At 55.9% G+C, this 16,905-nt stretch carries 14 protein-coding genes; 9 read left to right on the top strand and 5 right to left on the bottom strand.

Annotated elements, in window-relative coordinates; translation table 11 throughout:
• Positions 1-55 precede the first annotated feature (55 nt).
• The 3 genes from ACOTZP_RS18210 to ACOTZP_RS18200 all read left to right on the top strand — a co-directional run bounded on the left by ACOTZP_RS18210 (position 56) and on the right by ACOTZP_RS18200 (position 4,154).
• On the top strand, positions 56-898 hold the full coding sequence (locus ACOTZP_RS18210) for a 23S rRNA (adenine(2030)-N(6))-methyltransferase RlmJ (protein WP_045622206.1): 843 nt from the start codon (positions 56-58) through the stop codon (positions 896-898).
• A gap of 71 nt (positions 899-969) precedes the next feature.
• Positions 970-2,322: a glutathione-disulfide reductase gene (gorA, locus tag ACOTZP_RS18205; RefSeq protein WP_271074493.1), complete on the top strand. Its 1,353-nt coding sequence runs from the start codon at positions 970-972 to the stop codon at positions 2,320-2,322.
• Positions 2,323-2,504: 182 nt separating this feature from the next.
• Positions 2,505-4,154, top strand: coding sequence for an alpha,alpha-trehalase (locus ACOTZP_RS18200; protein WP_271074492.1), 1,650 nt, complete (start codon positions 2,505-2,507; stop codon positions 4,152-4,154).
• A 110-nt stretch (positions 4,155-4,264) separates the two neighbouring features.
• Here the strand turns inward: ACOTZP_RS18200 and ACOTZP_RS18195 are convergent, their stop codons facing one another.
• The gene (locus ACOTZP_RS18195) at positions 4,265-5,851 is read right to left on the bottom strand and encodes an STY4199 family HEPN domain-containing protein (RefSeq protein WP_032626868.1); all 1,587 of its coding nucleotides are present in this window, start codon (positions 5,849-5,851) and stop codon (positions 4,265-4,267) included.
• A gap of 146 nt (positions 5,852-5,997) precedes the next feature.
• Between ACOTZP_RS18195 and ACOTZP_RS18190 the strand changes: the two genes are divergently transcribed.
• The gene (locus ACOTZP_RS18190; RefSeq protein WP_232934743.1) at positions 5,998-6,537 is read left to right on the top strand and encodes a GNAT family N-acetyltransferase; all 540 of its coding nucleotides are present in this window, start codon (positions 5,998-6,000) and stop codon (positions 6,535-6,537) included.
• 71 nt (positions 6,538-6,608) lie between these two features.
• Positions 6,609-6,947, top strand: a complete 339-nt coding sequence (locus ACOTZP_RS18185; RefSeq protein WP_022649714.1) for a lysozyme — start codon at positions 6,609-6,611, stop codon at positions 6,945-6,947.
• On the opposite strand, the gene ACOTZP_RS18180 is transcribed toward ACOTZP_RS18185, so the two are convergent.
• Together ACOTZP_RS18180 and ACOTZP_RS18175 are read right to left on the bottom strand one after the other, a co-directional pair.
• The gene (locus ACOTZP_RS18180) at positions 6,926-7,528 is read right to left on the bottom strand and encodes a response regulator transcription factor (protein ID WP_022649715.1); all 603 of its coding nucleotides are present in this window, start codon (positions 7,526-7,528) and stop codon (positions 6,926-6,928) included. The two genes, ACOTZP_RS18185 and ACOTZP_RS18180, sit on opposite strands and share 22 nt — an antisense overlap.
• A 173-nt stretch (positions 7,529-7,701) precedes the next feature.
• Complete coding sequence (locus tag ACOTZP_RS18175; RefSeq protein WP_271074491.1) at positions 7,702-8,460, bottom strand: SDR family NAD(P)-dependent oxidoreductase; 759 nt, start codon at positions 8,458-8,460, stop codon at positions 7,702-7,704.
• A 119-nt stretch (positions 8,461-8,579) separates the two neighbouring features.
• Between ACOTZP_RS18175 and ACOTZP_RS18170 the strand changes: the two genes are divergently transcribed.
• The 3 genes from ACOTZP_RS18170 (at position 8,580) to ACOTZP_RS18160 (ending at position 12,138) form a co-directional block, all read left to right on the top strand.
• Positions 8,580-9,479 carry a LysR family transcriptional regulator gene (locus tag ACOTZP_RS18170; protein WP_063139276.1) on the top strand — a complete coding sequence of 300 codons (900 nt, stop codon included), beginning with the start codon at positions 8,580-8,582 and terminating at the stop codon, positions 9,477-9,479.
• 50 nt (positions 9,480-9,529) lie between these two features.
• Positions 9,530-10,555, top strand: coding sequence for an inner membrane protein YhjD (gene yhjD, locus ACOTZP_RS18165; RefSeq protein WP_022649719.1), 1,026 nt, complete (start codon positions 9,530-9,532; stop codon positions 10,553-10,555).
• Between the two features lie 260 nt (positions 10,556-10,815).
• Positions 10,816-12,138 carry an MFS transporter gene (locus tag ACOTZP_RS18160; protein WP_022649720.1) on the top strand — a complete coding sequence of 441 codons (1,323 nt, stop codon included), beginning with the start codon at positions 10,816-10,818 and terminating at the stop codon, positions 12,136-12,138.
• A 523-nt stretch (positions 12,139-12,661) separates the two neighbouring features.
• Here ACOTZP_RS18160 and ACOTZP_RS18155 read toward each other — a convergent pair.
• Entirely contained in the window at positions 12,662-14,704 is a 2,043-nt protein-coding gene (locus tag ACOTZP_RS18155) for an AsmA family protein (protein WP_404348129.1), read from the bottom strand.
• A gap of 65 nt (positions 14,705-14,769) precedes the next feature.
• Positions 14,770-15,543, bottom strand: coding sequence for a cyclic-guanylate-specific phosphodiesterase (pdeH, locus tag ACOTZP_RS18150; protein WP_015571521.1), 774 nt, complete (start codon positions 15,541-15,543; stop codon positions 14,770-14,772).
• A gap of 231 nt (positions 15,544-15,774) precedes the next feature.
• Between pdeH and ACOTZP_RS18145 the strand changes: the two genes are divergently transcribed.
• Positions 15,775-16,704 carry a sugar kinase gene (locus ACOTZP_RS18145; RefSeq protein WP_022649722.1) on the top strand — a complete coding sequence of 310 codons (930 nt, stop codon included), beginning with the start codon at positions 15,775-15,777 and terminating at the stop codon, positions 16,702-16,704.
• Positions 16,705-16,905 lie beyond the last annotated feature (201 nt).

Here is a 16,905-nt window from a genome sequence, read left to right as displayed (position 1 = left end):
TGCCGTTCTGCTGTAAACTGTGGCAAATCGTCAATTCAGCGGAAAATCATTACCCATGCTCAGTTATCGCCACAGCTTCCACGCTGGCAACCACGCCGACGTCCTTAAACACACCGTTCAGAGCCTGATCATTGAAGCGCTTAAAGAGAAAGACAAGCCGTTTCTCTACCTGGACACCCACGCGGGGGCGGGCCGTTATCAGCTGAGCGGCGAACATGCCGAGCGTACCGGTGAATATCTGGAAGGCATCGCCCGTATCTGGCAGCAGGACGATCTGCCTGCCGAACTGGAGCCGTACATCGGCGTGGTGAATCATTTCAACCGCAACGGCCAGCTGCGCTATTACCCTGGCTCTCCGCTGATTGCCCGCCAGCTGCTGCGCGAGCAGGACAGCCTCCAGTTGACCGAGCTGCACCCAAGCGACTTCCCGCTGCTGCGCGCTGAGTTTCAGAAAGATAACCGCGCCCGCGTGGACAAAGCCGATGGCTACCAGCAGCTAAAAGCCAAACTACCGCCGGTTTCGCGTCGCGGCCTGGTGCTGATCGACCCGCCGTACGAAATCAAAACCGACTATCAGGCGGTGGTGACCGGTATCAACGAAGGTTACAAACGCTTTGCGACCGGAACCTATGCCCTGTGGTATCCGGTAGTGCTACGCGCGCAAATTAAGCGCATGATCAAGGATCTGGAGGCGACCGGCATCCGCAAAATCCTGCAGATTGAGCTGGCGGTGCGGCCCGACAGCGACCAGCGCGGCATGACCGCGTCCGGCATGATTGTGATTAACCCGCCGTGGAAGCTCGAAGCGCAGATGAACAACGTGCTGCCGTGGCTGCACAAAACGCTGGTGCCAGCCGGTACGGGTCACGCCACCGTAAGCTGGATCGTGCCGGAGTAATCGCAGCCATCGGTGGAACCTATTGATTTCAGGTATACAATCGCGGCAATTCACGATTAAGGACAAAAGCTATGACTAAGCATTATGACTACATCGCAATCGGCGGCGGCAGCGGCGGCATCGCCTCCATCAACCGTGCGGCCATGTACGGCCAGAAGTGTGCGCTGATTGAAGCCAAAGAACTCGGCGGTACCTGCGTAAACGTGGGTTGTGTACCGAAGAAAGTGATGTGGCATGCCGCGCAAATCCGTGAAGCTATCCATATGTATGGCCCGGACTACGGCTTTGACACCACCATCAACCACTTCGACTGGGATAAGCTGATCGCCAGCCGTACCGCCTATATCGACCGTATTCACACCTCGTACGATAACGTGCTGGGCAAGAATAACGTCGACGTGATCCGCGGCTTCGCCCGTTTCGTGGATGCGAAGACGATCGAAGTGAACGGCGAGACGATCACCGCCGATCACATCCTGATCGCCACCGGTGGCCGTCCGAGCCATCCGAACATTCCGGGCGCGGAATACGGCATCGACTCCGACGGGTTCTTCGAGCTGCCTGCTCTGCCAGAGCGCGTTGCCATTGTAGGCGCGGGTTACATCGCGGTTGAGCTTGCTGGCGTGATTAACGGCCTTGGGGCGGAAGCGCACCTGTTTGTGCGTAAACACGCGCCGCTGCGTAGCTTTGATCCGCTAATCGTCGACACGCTGGTCGAGGTGATGAACGCCGAAGGCCCAACCCTGCACACCAACGCCGTGCCAAAAGCGGTGGTTAAAAATGCGGACGGTAGCCTGACCCTGGAGCTGGAAGATGGCCGCAGCCAGACCGTTGATTGCCTGATCTGGGCGATTGGTCGTGAACCGGCCACCGACAACTTCAACCTGGCCGCAACCGGGGTGAAAACCAATGAAAAAGGCTACATCGTCGTTGATAAGTTCCAGAACACCAGTGTACCGGGCATTTATGCCGTTGGTGATAACACAGGTGCCGTAGAACTGACGCCGGTTGCCGTGGCCGCGGGGCGTCGTCTTTCCGAGCGTCTGTTTAACAACAAGCCGGACGAACATCTGGATTACAGCAACATCCCGACCGTGGTCTTCAGCCACCCGCCAATCGGCACCGTCGGCTTAACCGAGCCGCAGGCGCGCGAGCAGTACGGCGACAATCAGGTGAAAGTGTATAAATCGGCGTTTACCGCGATGTATACCGCGGTCACCTCGCACCGTCAGCCGTGCCGCATGAAGCTGGTCTGTGTGGGCCCGGACGAGAAGATCGTCGGCATCCACGGCATAGGCTTTGGCATGGACGAGATCCTGCAGGGCTTCGCAGTGGCGCTGAAGATGGGCGCAACGAAAAAAGACTTCGATAACACCGTGGCGATCCACCCCACTGCGGCAGAAGAGTTTGTAACAATGCGTTGATAATGATGCCCCTCTTCAAAGGGGCATTTTTTTAACATTCATAAATCGTTGCAAAACGAATGCTCCGAAAATCGTGATCTACCGCACATATCCCTCCACATCCACCGAAGCGAATGTCTACGCTTATAAGACGCCCGGAAAAACCTGTCTTTTAGAACACACAACCGGAGGTCCTTATCACCATGTTCAACCAGAAACTACAGGCTACCGAGAACATCGAGTTCGAGATTGCAGAAGAGCTGCGCTACGAGACCGATCCCTGCGAGTTGAAACTGGATGAAATGATTGAGGCGGAGCCGGAACCCGAAATGATCGAGGGGCTACCTGCCTCCGATGCCCTGACGCCTGCCGATCGTTATCTTGAACTGTTCGAACATGTGCAGTCGACACGGCTGTTTGCGGACAGCAAAACTTTCCCAGACTGCGCGCCGAAAATGGACCCGCTGGATATCCTGATCCGCTACCGTAAAGTGCGTCGTCATCGGGATTTTGACCTGGCGCGCTTTGTGGAGAATCACTTCTGGCTGCCGGAGGACTACAGCAAAGAGTATATCTCTGATCCCGGCTTCTCCCTGAAAGAACACATTGATAACCTGTGGCCGGTGCTGACGCGCGAGCCGCAGGATCACATCCCGTGGTCGTCGCTGCTGGCGCTGCCGCAGGCCTATATTGTGCCCGGCGGGCGATTCAGCGAGACCTACTACTGGGATTCTTATTTCTCCATGCTGGGGCTGGCAGAAAGCGGTCGTAACGATCTGCTGAAATGCATGGCCGATAACTTTGCCTGGCTGATTGAGCGCTACGGACATATCCCGAACGGCAACCGCACCTACTACCTCAGCCGCTCCCAGCCGCCGGTTTTTGCCCTGATGGTGGAGCTGTTTGAAGAGGACGGCGTGCGCGGGGCGAAGCGCTATCTTGAGCATCTCAAGATGGAGTACGCCTTCTGGATGGACGGGGCGGAATCGCTGCTGCTCAACCAGGCCTATCGCAGTGCGGTGCGCATGCCGGATGGCTCATTGCTCAACCGCTACTGGGACGATCGTGATACGCCACGGGATGAATCCTGGATTGAGGACGTTGAAACCGCCCGTCATTCCGGTCGCCCGCCGAACGAGGTGTATCGCGACCTGCGCGCCGGGGCAGCCTCAGGATGGGATTACTCGTCCCGCTGGCTGCGCGATCCTGCGCGGCTGGCCAGCATCCGCACGACGCAATTTATCCCCATCGATTTGAACGCATTCCTGTTCAAACTGGAGAGCGCTATCGCCAATATCTCAGCGTCGAAAGGGGATAAAGAGACGGCTGATCTGTTCCGCCAGAAAGCCAGCGACCGGCGCGCGGCGGTGAACCGCTATCTGTGGGACGAAGAGAACGGCTGTTATCGTGATTACGACTGGCGCCGTGAAGCCCTGGCGCTGTTCTCTGCGGCCAGCATTGTGCCGCTGTATGTGGGCATGGCGACGCATGAGCAGGCTGAACGGCTGTCCGATGCCGTTAAAGCCCGTCTGCTCACGCCGGGCGGTATTCTCGCCACCGAATATGAAACAGGTGAGCAGTGGGATAAGCCGAACGGCTGGGCACCGCTACAATGGATGGCGATCCAGGGGTTCAAGCAGTACGGCAACGACTCGCTGGGGGATGAGATCGCCTGGAGCTGGCTGCACACGGTAAACCATTACTACAAAACCCATCATAAGCTGATTGAGAAGTACCACATCGCCAGCAGCACGCCACGCGAAGGTGGCGGGGGTGAGTATCCGTTGCAGGATGGCTTCGGCTGGACGAATGGGGTGGTGCGGCGGTTGATTGGGCTGTATGGGGAGCCCTGAGTCTCACCCCTCACCCTGACCCTCTCCCCTGAGGGGAGAGGGGACTTAACGGTGCGGCCTTTTCTCCCTCGCCCCTTTGGGGAGAGGGCCGGGGTGAGGGGGAAAAATAATCAGCGGATCACCTCATAAATGGCAGTCTGGATGGACTGCCATTTTTTTGTACTGGCATCGGGCTGCGTCTTCGCGCGGCGCGTTGCCATATCGGCGTCGTGCTGCTGACGTTTCACTACCGCCGGGACGGTACAGAATGCTTTCAGGTACTGCTTACGCATAGACGTCAGCGATTCGCCGTTCGCCATCGCATGGCTAAGCGTATTAATAAAACGTCGGCAGGGCTTTTGCTCTGTCATTTGCAGGCGGTAGCGCAACATCACTTCCAGCACGTCATCGTAGCCTGCCGACAATGCCTCCTCCGTCCATGACATTTTCCAGTCCATGCCACCCTGCAAGAACAGGAGCGCCACGCGGGTATCATTGCGGCTAATCGCTGAACGGAAGTTGTTTTCATCCCAGGTGACACCCATGCGCGTCAGCGTTTCTCGCGAGGAAGGCGTTTCGCGCATCTCCTGCACCGGCGCGGGAGATGCCGTGCTGGCCACAGTCGGCTGCGGTTTACTGCTGGTTACCAGCCAGGCTCCTCCCACGACAATCGCGATAACCATCACGCCAACCGCTCCCCACAGCACGCCGGAAATCAGCTGTTCGCGCTGCTCTGGCGTACGCGCGGCGCGCTGAGTCGGTTTCTCTATGCTGTCACGCACTTCAAACAGATCGCCGCCTGTGGTGCGGTCTATTTTTTGCGCCTTTTCCCAGAATGCATGCAGCTCGCTTTCATCCACCGCCATCAGCGCCGCCGGGTTAACGCGTGTCCGCCCTTCCTCAAACGCGCGCTGAACGGAGCGGGTGATCTGCGTGTAATAGCTGTCGAGCAGCTGGATTTGCGCCCCGCTCAACGGCTGCTGCACGGTGATGCTGTTGCGGATTTGACGGATATCTTCGAGGAAGGTTTGCAGGGTTTTGCGGGGTTCTACCAGCAGCGTCAGCATGTCCGGGGCGTTAAACAGCGACGCGTAGTAGCGGCTAAATTCTTTCTTATCCACCAGCAGCTGGGCCAGCTCACTAAATAACATGCCGCTCAGAACATCATTAATTTCACCGTTTTTCAGCCAGCGACGCACACGTTCAGCATTAAACAAGGTCTTAAGATGATTATTCAGCCGCACCGGATCGGGCCATGCCTGCTGTATCAATCCTTTTATCATCAGCTCAATGGCACGCACCTGTTTCTGCGCCTGGAGCTGGCTCGCCTTGTCTGGCACCCTCCCGGTATCGTAGGTCAGAAGGGGCTGTTGCAGACGCAGATATTCAAGGGATGTGACGAAGCGCATCGCCGCAATCAGCTGGTTTTCGCTGACATCCTGCCCGCTTTCATACTGGGGAACGCGCTGCTGAAGCAAGCGTAATTGCAGCGTAAAGGCCGTCATTTCCGCATCATTCAGGTTCAGCTTTCTGGCTACGGCACCCCACCCGCCCAGCCCCAGGCGGGCGCTATCCAGTTGTTCCAGAAACCAGCGTGGATCTTTTCCTTCAGAAACATGTACATTCAACAGAAGTAAGATTTCAACAGACGCCTGGCGGATCGCCGCCAGACAGTGTTCAAACTGTTCGCGGGTATGATGCGATGAGCTAATCATCATTGTTTTCCTTGAGAGACAATGAGTACCGCCAAAGCGGCATTAAAAGTCGTTTTTCTTTTTATTTATAGGAGGTTAAACATACCTGACTTTCTGTTGAAATAAAGTGACAACCCTATAATCATTTGCAATGTCTCCGGAGGATCGTCATGCCCGCCTTAACCACCGCGCGTCTCACCTGCTTGCCGCTGCAAGAGCAAGACTGGCCCTTTTTTCTGTCGCTACAGCAAAATCCTGACGTGATGCGTTTTGTCGCCCATGAGCGTAGCGAGGCTGACATTCGGGAGGCCTTTGTGTCTCGTCTGTTGCCGTGGGCACCGGGCAGCTCGCACTGGCTCTGCCTTGTGGTGCGTGAGACGGCCAGCCAGACGCCGATGGGCGTAACCGGCTATGTGCACCGGGAAGCAGATTGTGCCGAAGTCGGTTTTCTCTTTGCGCCCTCTGCGCAGGGGAAAGGTTACGGCTTTGAATCTCTGCGGGCGGTGTGTGATTTCGCGCTGACCCAGGGCAATATCCGTCGGCTCACCGCGACCGTGACGGCGGGAAATATCGCCTCAAGGCGACTGCTGGAAAAAACAGGTTTTCAGCTGGAAGGTGAGTTGCGCGAGAGTTATTTCCTTTCAGGGCAATGGCATAACGACTGGCTATTCGGTTTACTGAAAAAGGAATATCCGTTCAGTAAAACCTGATCAACGGCCATTTGGCGGATATTCCCCGGGCTGTTTTCCCTTTATAGTTCCGCCATAAAGAGGAAACGCTTATGACGGGTTATGCAATGCAGATATCTTCTGCTGCAATCGCATTAATTAAAAAACAGCAGGGTCTTTCCCTGGAGAAATACCGTGACGAAAAGGGAATATGGGTTATAGGTTACGGTCACGTGATTCGCCAGTGGGAAAAATTTAACGGCCTCATCACGCCGACTGAGGCGGAGAATTTGCTTTTCAATGATATTCATTTATGTGAGTCGCTGCTGCGGGAAATGAACAAACGCCCATTAACCCAACAGCAGCATGATGCACTGGTATTAACGCTCTTCAGTTTTGGGGAAGATTCCCCTCTGCCAGAGAAGATCCTTCAGGCCGTCGCCCGGGTATAGTACATCGCGGCCTGCGTCCGGTTTTTGACATCAAGACGACGGAAAAGCGTCTCAAGATGGGCTTTTACCGTTGCCGCACTGATATTGAGATTACGACCTATCTCTTTATTTGACTCTCCGGCCGCCAGTAATTTCAATACCTCACGCTGGCGCTCACTTAACAATGACAGCTCATCATGAGAGGAGTGCTGGTTCATCCACTCGCCGGGAAAACAGACCATCCCTCGCGATACAGAATCCAGCACGGCGGAAAAGCGTTCGGGATTCGCATTACGAGGGATTATTGCCACCACGTTGCGCTGTAGCATTTGCTCAACCCAGCGAGGCTCTTTTTTCGTTAACACCAGCACCACGCGCGCTGTTGGAAAACGATTCATAATCTCTTCCGGTAAAGCCACACCGTTATCATGAATTAAATACCCATCTATCATGACGATAGCGGAAGGCGACGCGGATAAGTGTGCCCATAATTCATCAGTCTGACGAGTTCCTGTCAAATCTATTTCCGGAATTAATTTCTGCAAACTGCACTTCGCTCCATGAATAAATAATGACTGCCTGTCAAACATGATTACTCGCATCGTATTACTCCTCTGAGAATAGCGAAGGGGGATTCTACAGAGGCATTTTTTAAGAAAAAACTCAATGAATGGAGAGGTTACAATTCACCCAGCTCTCTTTATATCTTTCATCATTTAGACACACCTGCTTTAAGGATTTCCTTAAGAGGGTTCCCTCCCCTTAAGTCTGAACATTACAGGAACATACCGCCTGAAACTTCAATACGTTGCGCATTCATCCAGCCCAGTTTGTCACTGAGCAACGCCGCAATGGCATCACCAATATCATCGGGCAGGCCCACGCGTCCCAGCGCCGTCTGCGAAGCCAGCAGCTGGTTAAGCTCCGCATTATCCCTTACGCGTCCGCCCCCAAAGTCGGTTTCAATCGCGCCAGGCGCGATGATATTGACGGAAATCCCGCGCGCGCCAAGCTCTTTTGCCTGATAGCGGGTCAGCACTTCCATCGCTCCTTTCATTGCCGCGTAAGTCCCTGAACCTGGCTGAGTAAAACGGGCCAGTCCGCTTGAGACGTTCAGGATCCGTCCTCCGTCTTTTATGAGCGGCAGCAGCTGTTGTGTGAGGAAAAACGGACCTTTGAAGTGAATATTCACCGCATCATCAAACTGCGCTTCTGTCGTCTCGGTATAGGGTGCGTATAACCCTGTACCTGCGTTGTTCACTAAATAGTCAAAGGTGTCACGTTGCCAGACGTGTGTAAGGGTTTCCTTCACCTGTTGAGCGAAGCGCGCAATACTTGCCGTATCGCCGACGTTAAGCTGCAATGCTGCCGCTTTTCTACCTTTTCCCTCAATTTCGCGTACAACTTCCTGCGCCTCCTGCTGACTGCTGTTCCAGGTCAGGATGATATCTGTCCCTTCCGCAGCAAGCTTCAAAACCGCATTTTTACCCAGGCCGCGGCTACCGCCCGTCACTAATGCAATACGTTCACGCATAATTCACCTCGTTTCGACTGCGATGAAGATTGAGAATGAGCTTATTAGATGGTAGAAAATCAATAAATAGTGCCGCCAACGCTTCACTGTTTCATTTCAAACAACAATGACCCATATCTATGGATAAAATATACGCAATGCAGCTTTTCCTTCGCGTCGCGGAACTGGAGAGTTTTACCCGCGCGGCGGAGACGTTAAGCCTGCCGAAGGGGAGTGTCTCGCGGCAGATCCAGGCGCTGGAGAACGCGCTTGGCACTCAACTGCTGCACCGCACTACCCGCCGCGTCAGCCTGACGCAGGACGGCATGGTTTATTACGAACGCGCAAAAGATCTGCTGATGAATCTGGACGAACTGGACGGCATGTTTCTGCACGACCCTTCCACCATCAGCGGTCGGCTACGTGTGGATATGCCCGTTGCCATTGCACGAAATGTCGTCATTCCGAAACTGCCTGCATTTTTACAACAGTTTCCCGGCATTGAGCTTGAGCTGAGCAGCAGCGATCGTCTGGTCGATGTCATCCGCGAAGGATTTGACTGCGTGGTTCGCGTGGGAAACTTGAAGGACTCCGGGCTTATCGCCCGCCCGCTTGGGAAGCTTTCAGTGATTAACTGCGCCAGCCCGGATTATCTCACGCGATTCGGCTACCCTGAGACGCTGGATGATTTGGGCTCACACGCCCTCATTCATTACTCCGCCACGCTGGGCACCCGTCCTCTGGGTTTTGAGTATTTCAACGGCAGCGCGACCCAGTGGATAAAAACGGGAGGCGTTTTGACGGTTAACAGCACGGAAACCTACCAGGCCGCCTGTATCGCCGGGCTTGGCATTATTCAGGTCCCGCGCGTCGGGGTGCGTGATGCCCTGCGCACGAAAAAACTCGTTGAGATCCTGCCGCAAAATCGGGCTGAACCAATGCCCGTCTCCCTCATTTATCCCCACCGCCGTAACCTCTCCCGTCGGGTGCATGTGTTTATGGAGTGGCTTACCGAACTCACAAAAAGTTACGTGGACTAGTCGCAAGCTATAATTCAGTAACATCCAGCTCAACGAAAAGGAAAATGCGCGTGACGCCGGAAAATAACCCGCAACGACCGACTCAACATTTAGATTATGAACCCATCAAAAAGATGGATAACGAGCCTGAAGCGCCGAAGGAGCCTGGAACGACCAGCAAAGCGCTGGGCACCGTGACCGGCATAGCCGAAAAAATTCAGCAGATACCCGCGATTGCTCACCTGATCCGCGCCGCTGAGCGCTTTAACGACCGCATGGGAAATCAGTTTGGCGCGGCGATCACCTACTTCTCTTTCCTGTCGATGATCCCCATCCTGATGGTGTCGTTTGCTGCCGCCGGTTTTGTGCTGGCGTCTCACCCGACGCTGTTGCAGGACATCTTCAATAAGATCCTGACCAACGTCAGCGACCAGACGCTCGCCACGACGCTCAAAAGCACCATCAATACCGCCGTGCAGCAGCGTACCACCGTGGGTATCGTCGGGTTGCTGATTGCGCTCTATTCCGGGGTTAACTGGATGGGCAACCTGCGTGAGGCCATTCGCGCCCAGTCGCGTGACGTCTGGGAGCGTACGCCGCAGGATCAGGAGAAGATATGGGTGAAGTATTTGCGCGACTTTATCTCGCTGATTGGTCTGCTGGTGGCGCTGGTCATCACGCTCTCTATCACCTCGGTCGCCGGTTCTGCGCAGCAGATGATTATCTCCGCGCTGTATCTGGACTACATTGAATGGCTGAAACCGGCCTGGCGCGGTATAGGGCTTGCTATCTCCATCTTTGCTAACTACCTGCTGTTCTTCTGGATCTTCTGGCGTTTGCCCCGCCATCGGCCGCGCAAGAAGGCGCTGATCCGTGGGACGTTGATTGCCGCCATTGGCTTTGAGGTGATCAAAATTGTGATGACCTATACGCTGCCATCGCTGGTGAAGTCCCCCTCCGGCGCGGCCTTTGGTTCGGTGCTGGGGCTGATGGCCTTCTTCTATTTCTTCGCACGCCTGACGCTGTTCTGTGCCGCGTGGATCGCCACCGCAGAGTATAAAGACGACCCGCGCATGCCGGGAAAAACCCACCACTGATGTCCTGTCGGGCTGATATTTCAGCCCGATTCATCATTTCAGCATATAAATCCAGACCGTAACTTTTATTTAACTCAAAACCAGTTTTAATGACTGATATTTAAAATGTGTGAAGCATTTCATGGAAGTGTTTTCGCTGGCCTGAAAATTATCCGCTTTTTGTTGCTTTTATGACCATGTCACGCCTTTGTTACAGATTGAAATGTCGCTTTTGCTGTGCCTAATATGGCCCTTCGTTCGTCCAAAAATAAGAAAATATTATGCAAGCAACAGCCACCACACTTAACGAAGGGGCGGAACACGTTCCGGTCAACTCCCGCAATAAAGTCGTCGTCGCATCGCTGATTGGCACCGCCATTGAGTTCTTCGACTTTTATATTTACGCCACCGCTGCGGTCATTGTCTTTCCGCATATTTTCTTCCCGCAGGGCGACCCGACGGCAGCCACGCTACAGTCTTTAGCTACCTTTGCTATCGCCTTCGTTGCGCGTCCTATAGGTTCAGCGGTCTTTGGCCACTTTGGCGATCGCGTCGGTCGTAAAGTGACGCTGGTTGCCTCGCTGCTGACGATGGGGATCTCCACCGTCGCCATCGGCCTGCTGCCGACCTATGAGACTATCGGCATTCTGGCGCCTGTGCTGCTGGCGCTGGCGCGCTTTGGTCAGGGCCTGGGGCTGGGCGGGGAATGGGGCGGCGCGGCGCTGCTGGCGACCGAGAACGCCCCGGCGCGTAAGCGTGCCCTGTATGGCTCTTTCCCACAGCTGGGCGCGCCGATTGGCTTCTTCTTCGCGAACGGCACCTTCCTGCTCCTCTCCTGGCTGCTGACCGATGAACAGTTCATGAGCTGGGGTTGGCGTATTCCGTTCGTCTTCTCTGCCGTGCTGGTGCTGATTGGCCTGTACGTGCGTGTGTCGCTGCACGAGACCCCGGTCTTCGCTAAAGTCGCCGCGGCGAAAAAGCAGGTTAAAGTTCCGCTGGGGACGCTACTGACCAAACACCTCCGCGTGACCGTGCTGGGTACGTTCATCATGCTGGCGACCTACACGCTGTTCTATATCATGACCGTGTACTCCATGACCTACAGTACCGCCGCCGTACCGGTCGGACTGGGCCTGCCGCGTAACGAAGTGCTGTGGATGCTGATGATGGCGGTTATTGGATTTGGCGTGATGGTGCCCATCGCGGGCCTGCTGGCGGATAAATTTGGCCGTCGTTCAAGCATGATCGTCATCACCTCGCTGATCATCCTGTTCGCACTGTTTGTCTTCCCGCCGCTGCTGGGTTCAGGTAGCCCTGCGCTGGTGATGGCGTATCTGCTGATTGGTCTGAGCCTGATGGGGCTGACCTTTGGCCCAATGGGCGCGCTGCTGCCGGAGCTGTTCCCGACTGAAGTGCGTTATACCGGCGCGTCGTTCTCCTATAACGTTTCGTCTATTCTGGGCGCCTCGGTGGCCCCGTATATCGCCACGTGGCTTCAGGCGAACTATGGTCTGTTCTATGTGGGTGTCTATCTGGCGGCCATGGCAGCGTTGACGCTGATTGCGCTGCTGCTGACGCACGAAACTAAGCATCAGACTCTGTAAGCGAATGCCGGGTGGCGGCTACGCCTTACCCGGCCTACGATTCAGCCCTCACCCCGGCACTCTCCCACGGGGGAGAGGGTTCCCCAGTTAATTTGAAAGCAAAAGCGATAACGTTGCCTCAGAATAACTTAGGGCTTTCAGCGATGCCTCGGTCCGGCTGTAAATCGCTGAGGCGTTTCCTGTAGGCCGGGGCGAGGCGCAGGGATGCGCCGAGAGGGCGGGCTTTACAGGGATGTTACCTCCGCCCGTCCCCGATAAGCCGGAAGGAATAAGCCGAAGGCACCGCGAAGCGGCGATTTTCCGCCGGAAGCCCGGGTCGCCAGGGTGGTGGCGACTGAGCCACCCTGGCACGTTCACCAGTCATGTCGTGACAGAGTAGCAAGGAACATAAAGTGAACGGAATGACCACCAGAGCCGTATGTTCCCCCTCACCCCAGCCCTCTCCCTCAAGGGAGAGGGGGCCGTCTGTGCAGGCATTATTTTATGGGGATCCCTCACCCCACAGGGAGAGGGAGAAACGGGACTACTTCCTCATCTGCGACAAAATCGTCCGACACTGATTCGCTTCGCCTTCTGACGGCGAAATCAACGCCAGCAGCGCCGCCGCAGGGGTGACCAGCGTGGCGAGGGCGGCGGCAACCGCACCGCGCGCAATCAGCGGCCCGGCCTTCACGCCCGCCTGCGGATCTTTGAAGGTCCCGCGAACGTAGAGCGGCGAGCGCAGGGTGATGATGCGAATGCCTTTACTTTCCGGATCGATGGTTAAATCCAGCTGCTCGGACGCCATGCTGGCGGTACCGGTGATGTTGATAACCGCGTTTTCCGTGTCGAATGCGAAAATCTGCGGACGCGCCACACCGTTGACCAGGTCCACGTTTGCCGCCGCGCAGTTCACGCGCACTTCATCGTCTCCGAAGATTTGTCCGACGATGAAGTTACCAACGTTCAGCCCCAGGATCTCCATCAGGTTACGGCTCACCAGCCCGTCGTTCATTAGCAGCTTCAGGTTGCCGTTTCCGCTGCCTAACAGCGCGGCCACAGAGTTACCCGTGCCGCGAATATCCGCATCGCCGTTCATCTCACCGAGGGTTTTCTGCATCAACTCCACGTCCGGCATCAGCTCTTTCAGCTTCAGACGACGCGCCTGGATCTCCGCCCTTCCCTGCATCGGCTTTTTATCCCCCTCCAGGTGGATATTCGAGGAAATGGTTCCCCCGGCCATGCCAAACTTCAGCGGTTGCAGGCGCAGATCGGCGTTTTTCAGGATGATATGGGTCGAGAGGTTGCTCAACGGCAGCGTGCTGCCATGCTCAATTTTACGTCCTTTGAAGCGCACGTCCGCATCCATTACGTCCCACTTGTCGGTTTCGAAGCGGTCATAGGGCAGCACTTTACCCGCAGGCTGAGCGTCCTTTTTGACCTCTTTTGACTTCGTGCCTTTACCCGAATCTACGCCAATCAGCGGACCAAGATCGGCCAGACGCAGCTGGCGGGATTCAACGTCCCCCTCCAGTTTCGGGCGCGGTTTTCCGGTGGTGTAGGTCAGCGTGCCGTGTATATCGCTATCGCCGATGCGGCCGTTGAACCCCCGGTAGTCAAAGACGGACGATTTTTCAGCATCGATTTTTGCGACCAGCCGCCCGTCCGTTTCAAACGGCGGGGTATCCGGCAGCAGCACGCCGGTGAGATCGTACAGTTCACCCAGCGAATCCCCGGCAAACTTAAGCTGGAGGTCGACGCCGCCCATGTTCATCGGGTCGTTAACCGTGCCCACGAACGCCACGCGGGTATTGCCCGAGCGGAAGTCCGCCTGCACCGGGAACGGCGTACCCTCGCTCCTGAGCGCCAGCATACCGCCGATTTTGCCTTTACCGGTCAGTGGCTGGCCGTTGTAGCGCCCTTTCGCCGTCAGGCCGAAGACGTAATCGCCAGCTTTGCTGTCATCGCCTTTGGCTTTGCTGCCCGTCACTTCGCTAAACGGCAGCGGCTTGCCCAGCGGATCGACGAGGATCTCCACGTCAGCCTTACTTACTTTATCGTCAATGGCGATCCGCCCCCGATCGAACAGAATATTGTCGAGGCGGAAGGACCACGAAGAGGGCTGCGCATTCGGATCTTTATCGCCGCTGCTGGCGAGATCGAACGTCCAGTTATTGGTTTTCTCCGACAGGCGAATCAGCCGCGCGTCGGGCTGCTGAAGTTTGATCCACGGCAGATACACCGTTTTGGTTAACAGGGCTAACGGCGCCAGCGTGGCTTCCACGCGCGGCAGGTGGATCATGGTCACTTCGGGGATGTCCGGCGGGTTGCCAAGAATGATGTCGTCAGCGTGAACGTGCGGCCAGGGCACCCAGCTTCGCCAGCCGGTTTCCTCTTTCTGACGCTCCCACACGACCCCCAAATCGCCACGTATTGCGAAGGGGCGGTTTAGCTCGGTCGAGACTTTCTGGTTGATGGTCGGTTTGAGGCGGTTCCAGTCAAACGTGGCGATAATGATGATTAAGACCACGATCAGCAACAAGAAAATCCCTGCTGTCCAGGAAATCACCCTGGTTGTTTTTGTCATTGTTGTCCCCTTTCCTGATGAACTTGCCTTTAAAACTATAGTTCAGACAAAGGGAAGCGGGCAGATCAGAGGGTGGTTATCACCTTTTCCAGGGTATCCATGGGGACAGGACGAGAGAGGAAATAACCCTGTGCCGCCGCTGCCGGAGAATTTTGCACGTCGCGCCACTCTTCCAGCGTCTCTACGCCTTCCACAATGACGCCCTGGCAATAGCGGTTCATCAGTTGCAGGAGCATCGTAAACAGGTTCCGTCCTTCCGGTGTCTGGCGCAGCATGATAAACAGATCGCGGGCCACTTTGATGTAGTCATAACGCACTTCGCTCAGGGCGGAGAAGTTGGCCATACCGGTACCGAAATCATCCAGCCACAGCGGGCCAAACTCACACATCGAGGCAAATGAGGAGTCCTGCGGCAGCTGAACATGTTCCACCAGCTCGAAGCGCATCCACGGCAAGGTGGCAATCAGCGCCTGCAGCGTCGCATTCTGACGTAACGCCATCAGGGTTGGGCCATCCACGTTCACCGAAGCCAGAATACCGTGCTGCTCGAAGAACGCCTGCTTCGTCGCCAGCATTCTCAACTGCTCTTCCAGCACGTCAATGCGCTGACGCACGGCAACCTCCGCAAAATAGCGGTCCGGCGCGATACGCTGCGAAGGGTTCGATGGATGAGTGACGACCGTTAACACCTCAATTGCCATTAACCGACCGTCAGTACGGTAGATAGGCTGATAGGTGTACGCTCGCTCACATTGCAGCCAGTAGCGATGCTCCTGCAAGTTCTCAATACTTGCCTCAGGCGTAGTGCTCAGCCGCTGGATAACCTGCTCTGACTTCATTTCGGATGTCCTGTTGTATGGGATAGCCTTTCTGGACTCGTCACTGAGTTATCGGCCCGCCAGGTGAGAACTTTATGTTCAATTCAGCGGGAAAATGAAATTAAGATGACAGAAATATGCCGGAACACGCGCTGGCTCAAAAAAAAATAATGGAACGTCGTTTTAATATGGTTGACCGTAAAAAACACACAGCGCACACTACCCTTAATTACTCTGTTCAGGTTCACGACTATGTCTAAGAAAATTGCCGTGATTGGCGAATGCATGATTGAGCTGTCCCAGAAAGGCGCGGAAGTCAGCCGCGGTTTTGGCGGCGATACATTGAACACCTCCGTTTACATTGCCCGTCAGGTCGCCCCCGACGCGCTGAGCGTGAGCTACGTTACCGCGCTGGGAACGGACAGCTTCAGCCAGCAGATGCTGGAGGCCTGGCAGGGTGAAAACGTTGAAACTTCGCTGATCCAGCGAATGGAAAACCGTCTGCCGGGTTTGTACTACATCGAAACCGACAGTACCGGCGAGCGCACCTTCTATTACTGGCGTAATGAAGCGGCTGCCAAATTCTGGCTGGAAAGCGATGCCGCCGCTGCGATTTGCGAAGAGCTGGCCACCTTCGATTACCTCTACCTGAGCGGGATCAGCCTGGCGATCCTGAGCCAGCAGAGCCGTGAAAAGCTGCTGTCACTGCTGCGCGAATGCCGTGCCAACGGCGGTAAGGTGATTTTCGATAACAACTACCGTCCGCGCCTCTGGGCCAGCCGCGAAGAGACGCAGCAGGTGTATCAGCAGATGCTGGAATGCACCGATATCGCCTTCCTGACGCTGGACGATGAAGATGCCCTGTGGGGTGAAAAGCCGGTTGATGAGGTCATCGCTCGGACGCAGGCCGCTGGGGTCAGCGAAGTGGTGATTAAGCGCGGGGCGGAGTCTTGCCTGGTGGCGGTGGCGGGTGAAGCCGTGACAGAGGTGCCGGCGGTGAAGCTGGCGAAAGAGAAAGTGATCGATACCACTGCGGCGGGCGATTCTTTCAGCGCGGGGTATCTGGCGGTACGTTTGACGGGAGGTACGCCAGAAGCGGCAGCGCAGCGCGGACACTTGACGGCCAGCACGGTGATTCAGTATCGCGGAGCGATTATTCCGCGCGAGGCGATGCCTGCTTAAGGAATGGGCGGGCTGATGCCCTCACCCTAACCCTCTCCCACAGGGCTGAGGGTTCCCCACAAATTAATGCGAGCACTGAGCAATCCCCTCGCCTCTCCGGGGAGAGGGTTAGGGTGAGGGGAACATACGGCGGTGGTGGTCATTCCGTTCACTTTATGTTCCTTGCTACTCTGTAACGACATGACCGGTGAACGTGCCAGG

The organism is Enterobacter cloacae complex sp. SYL001, assembly GCF_049237025.1.
Classification (GTDB): Bacteria; Pseudomonadota; Gammaproteobacteria; order Enterobacterales; family Enterobacteriaceae; genus Enterobacter; species Enterobacter intestinihominis.
This window is presented reverse-complemented; position numbering and strand designations above follow the sequence as displayed.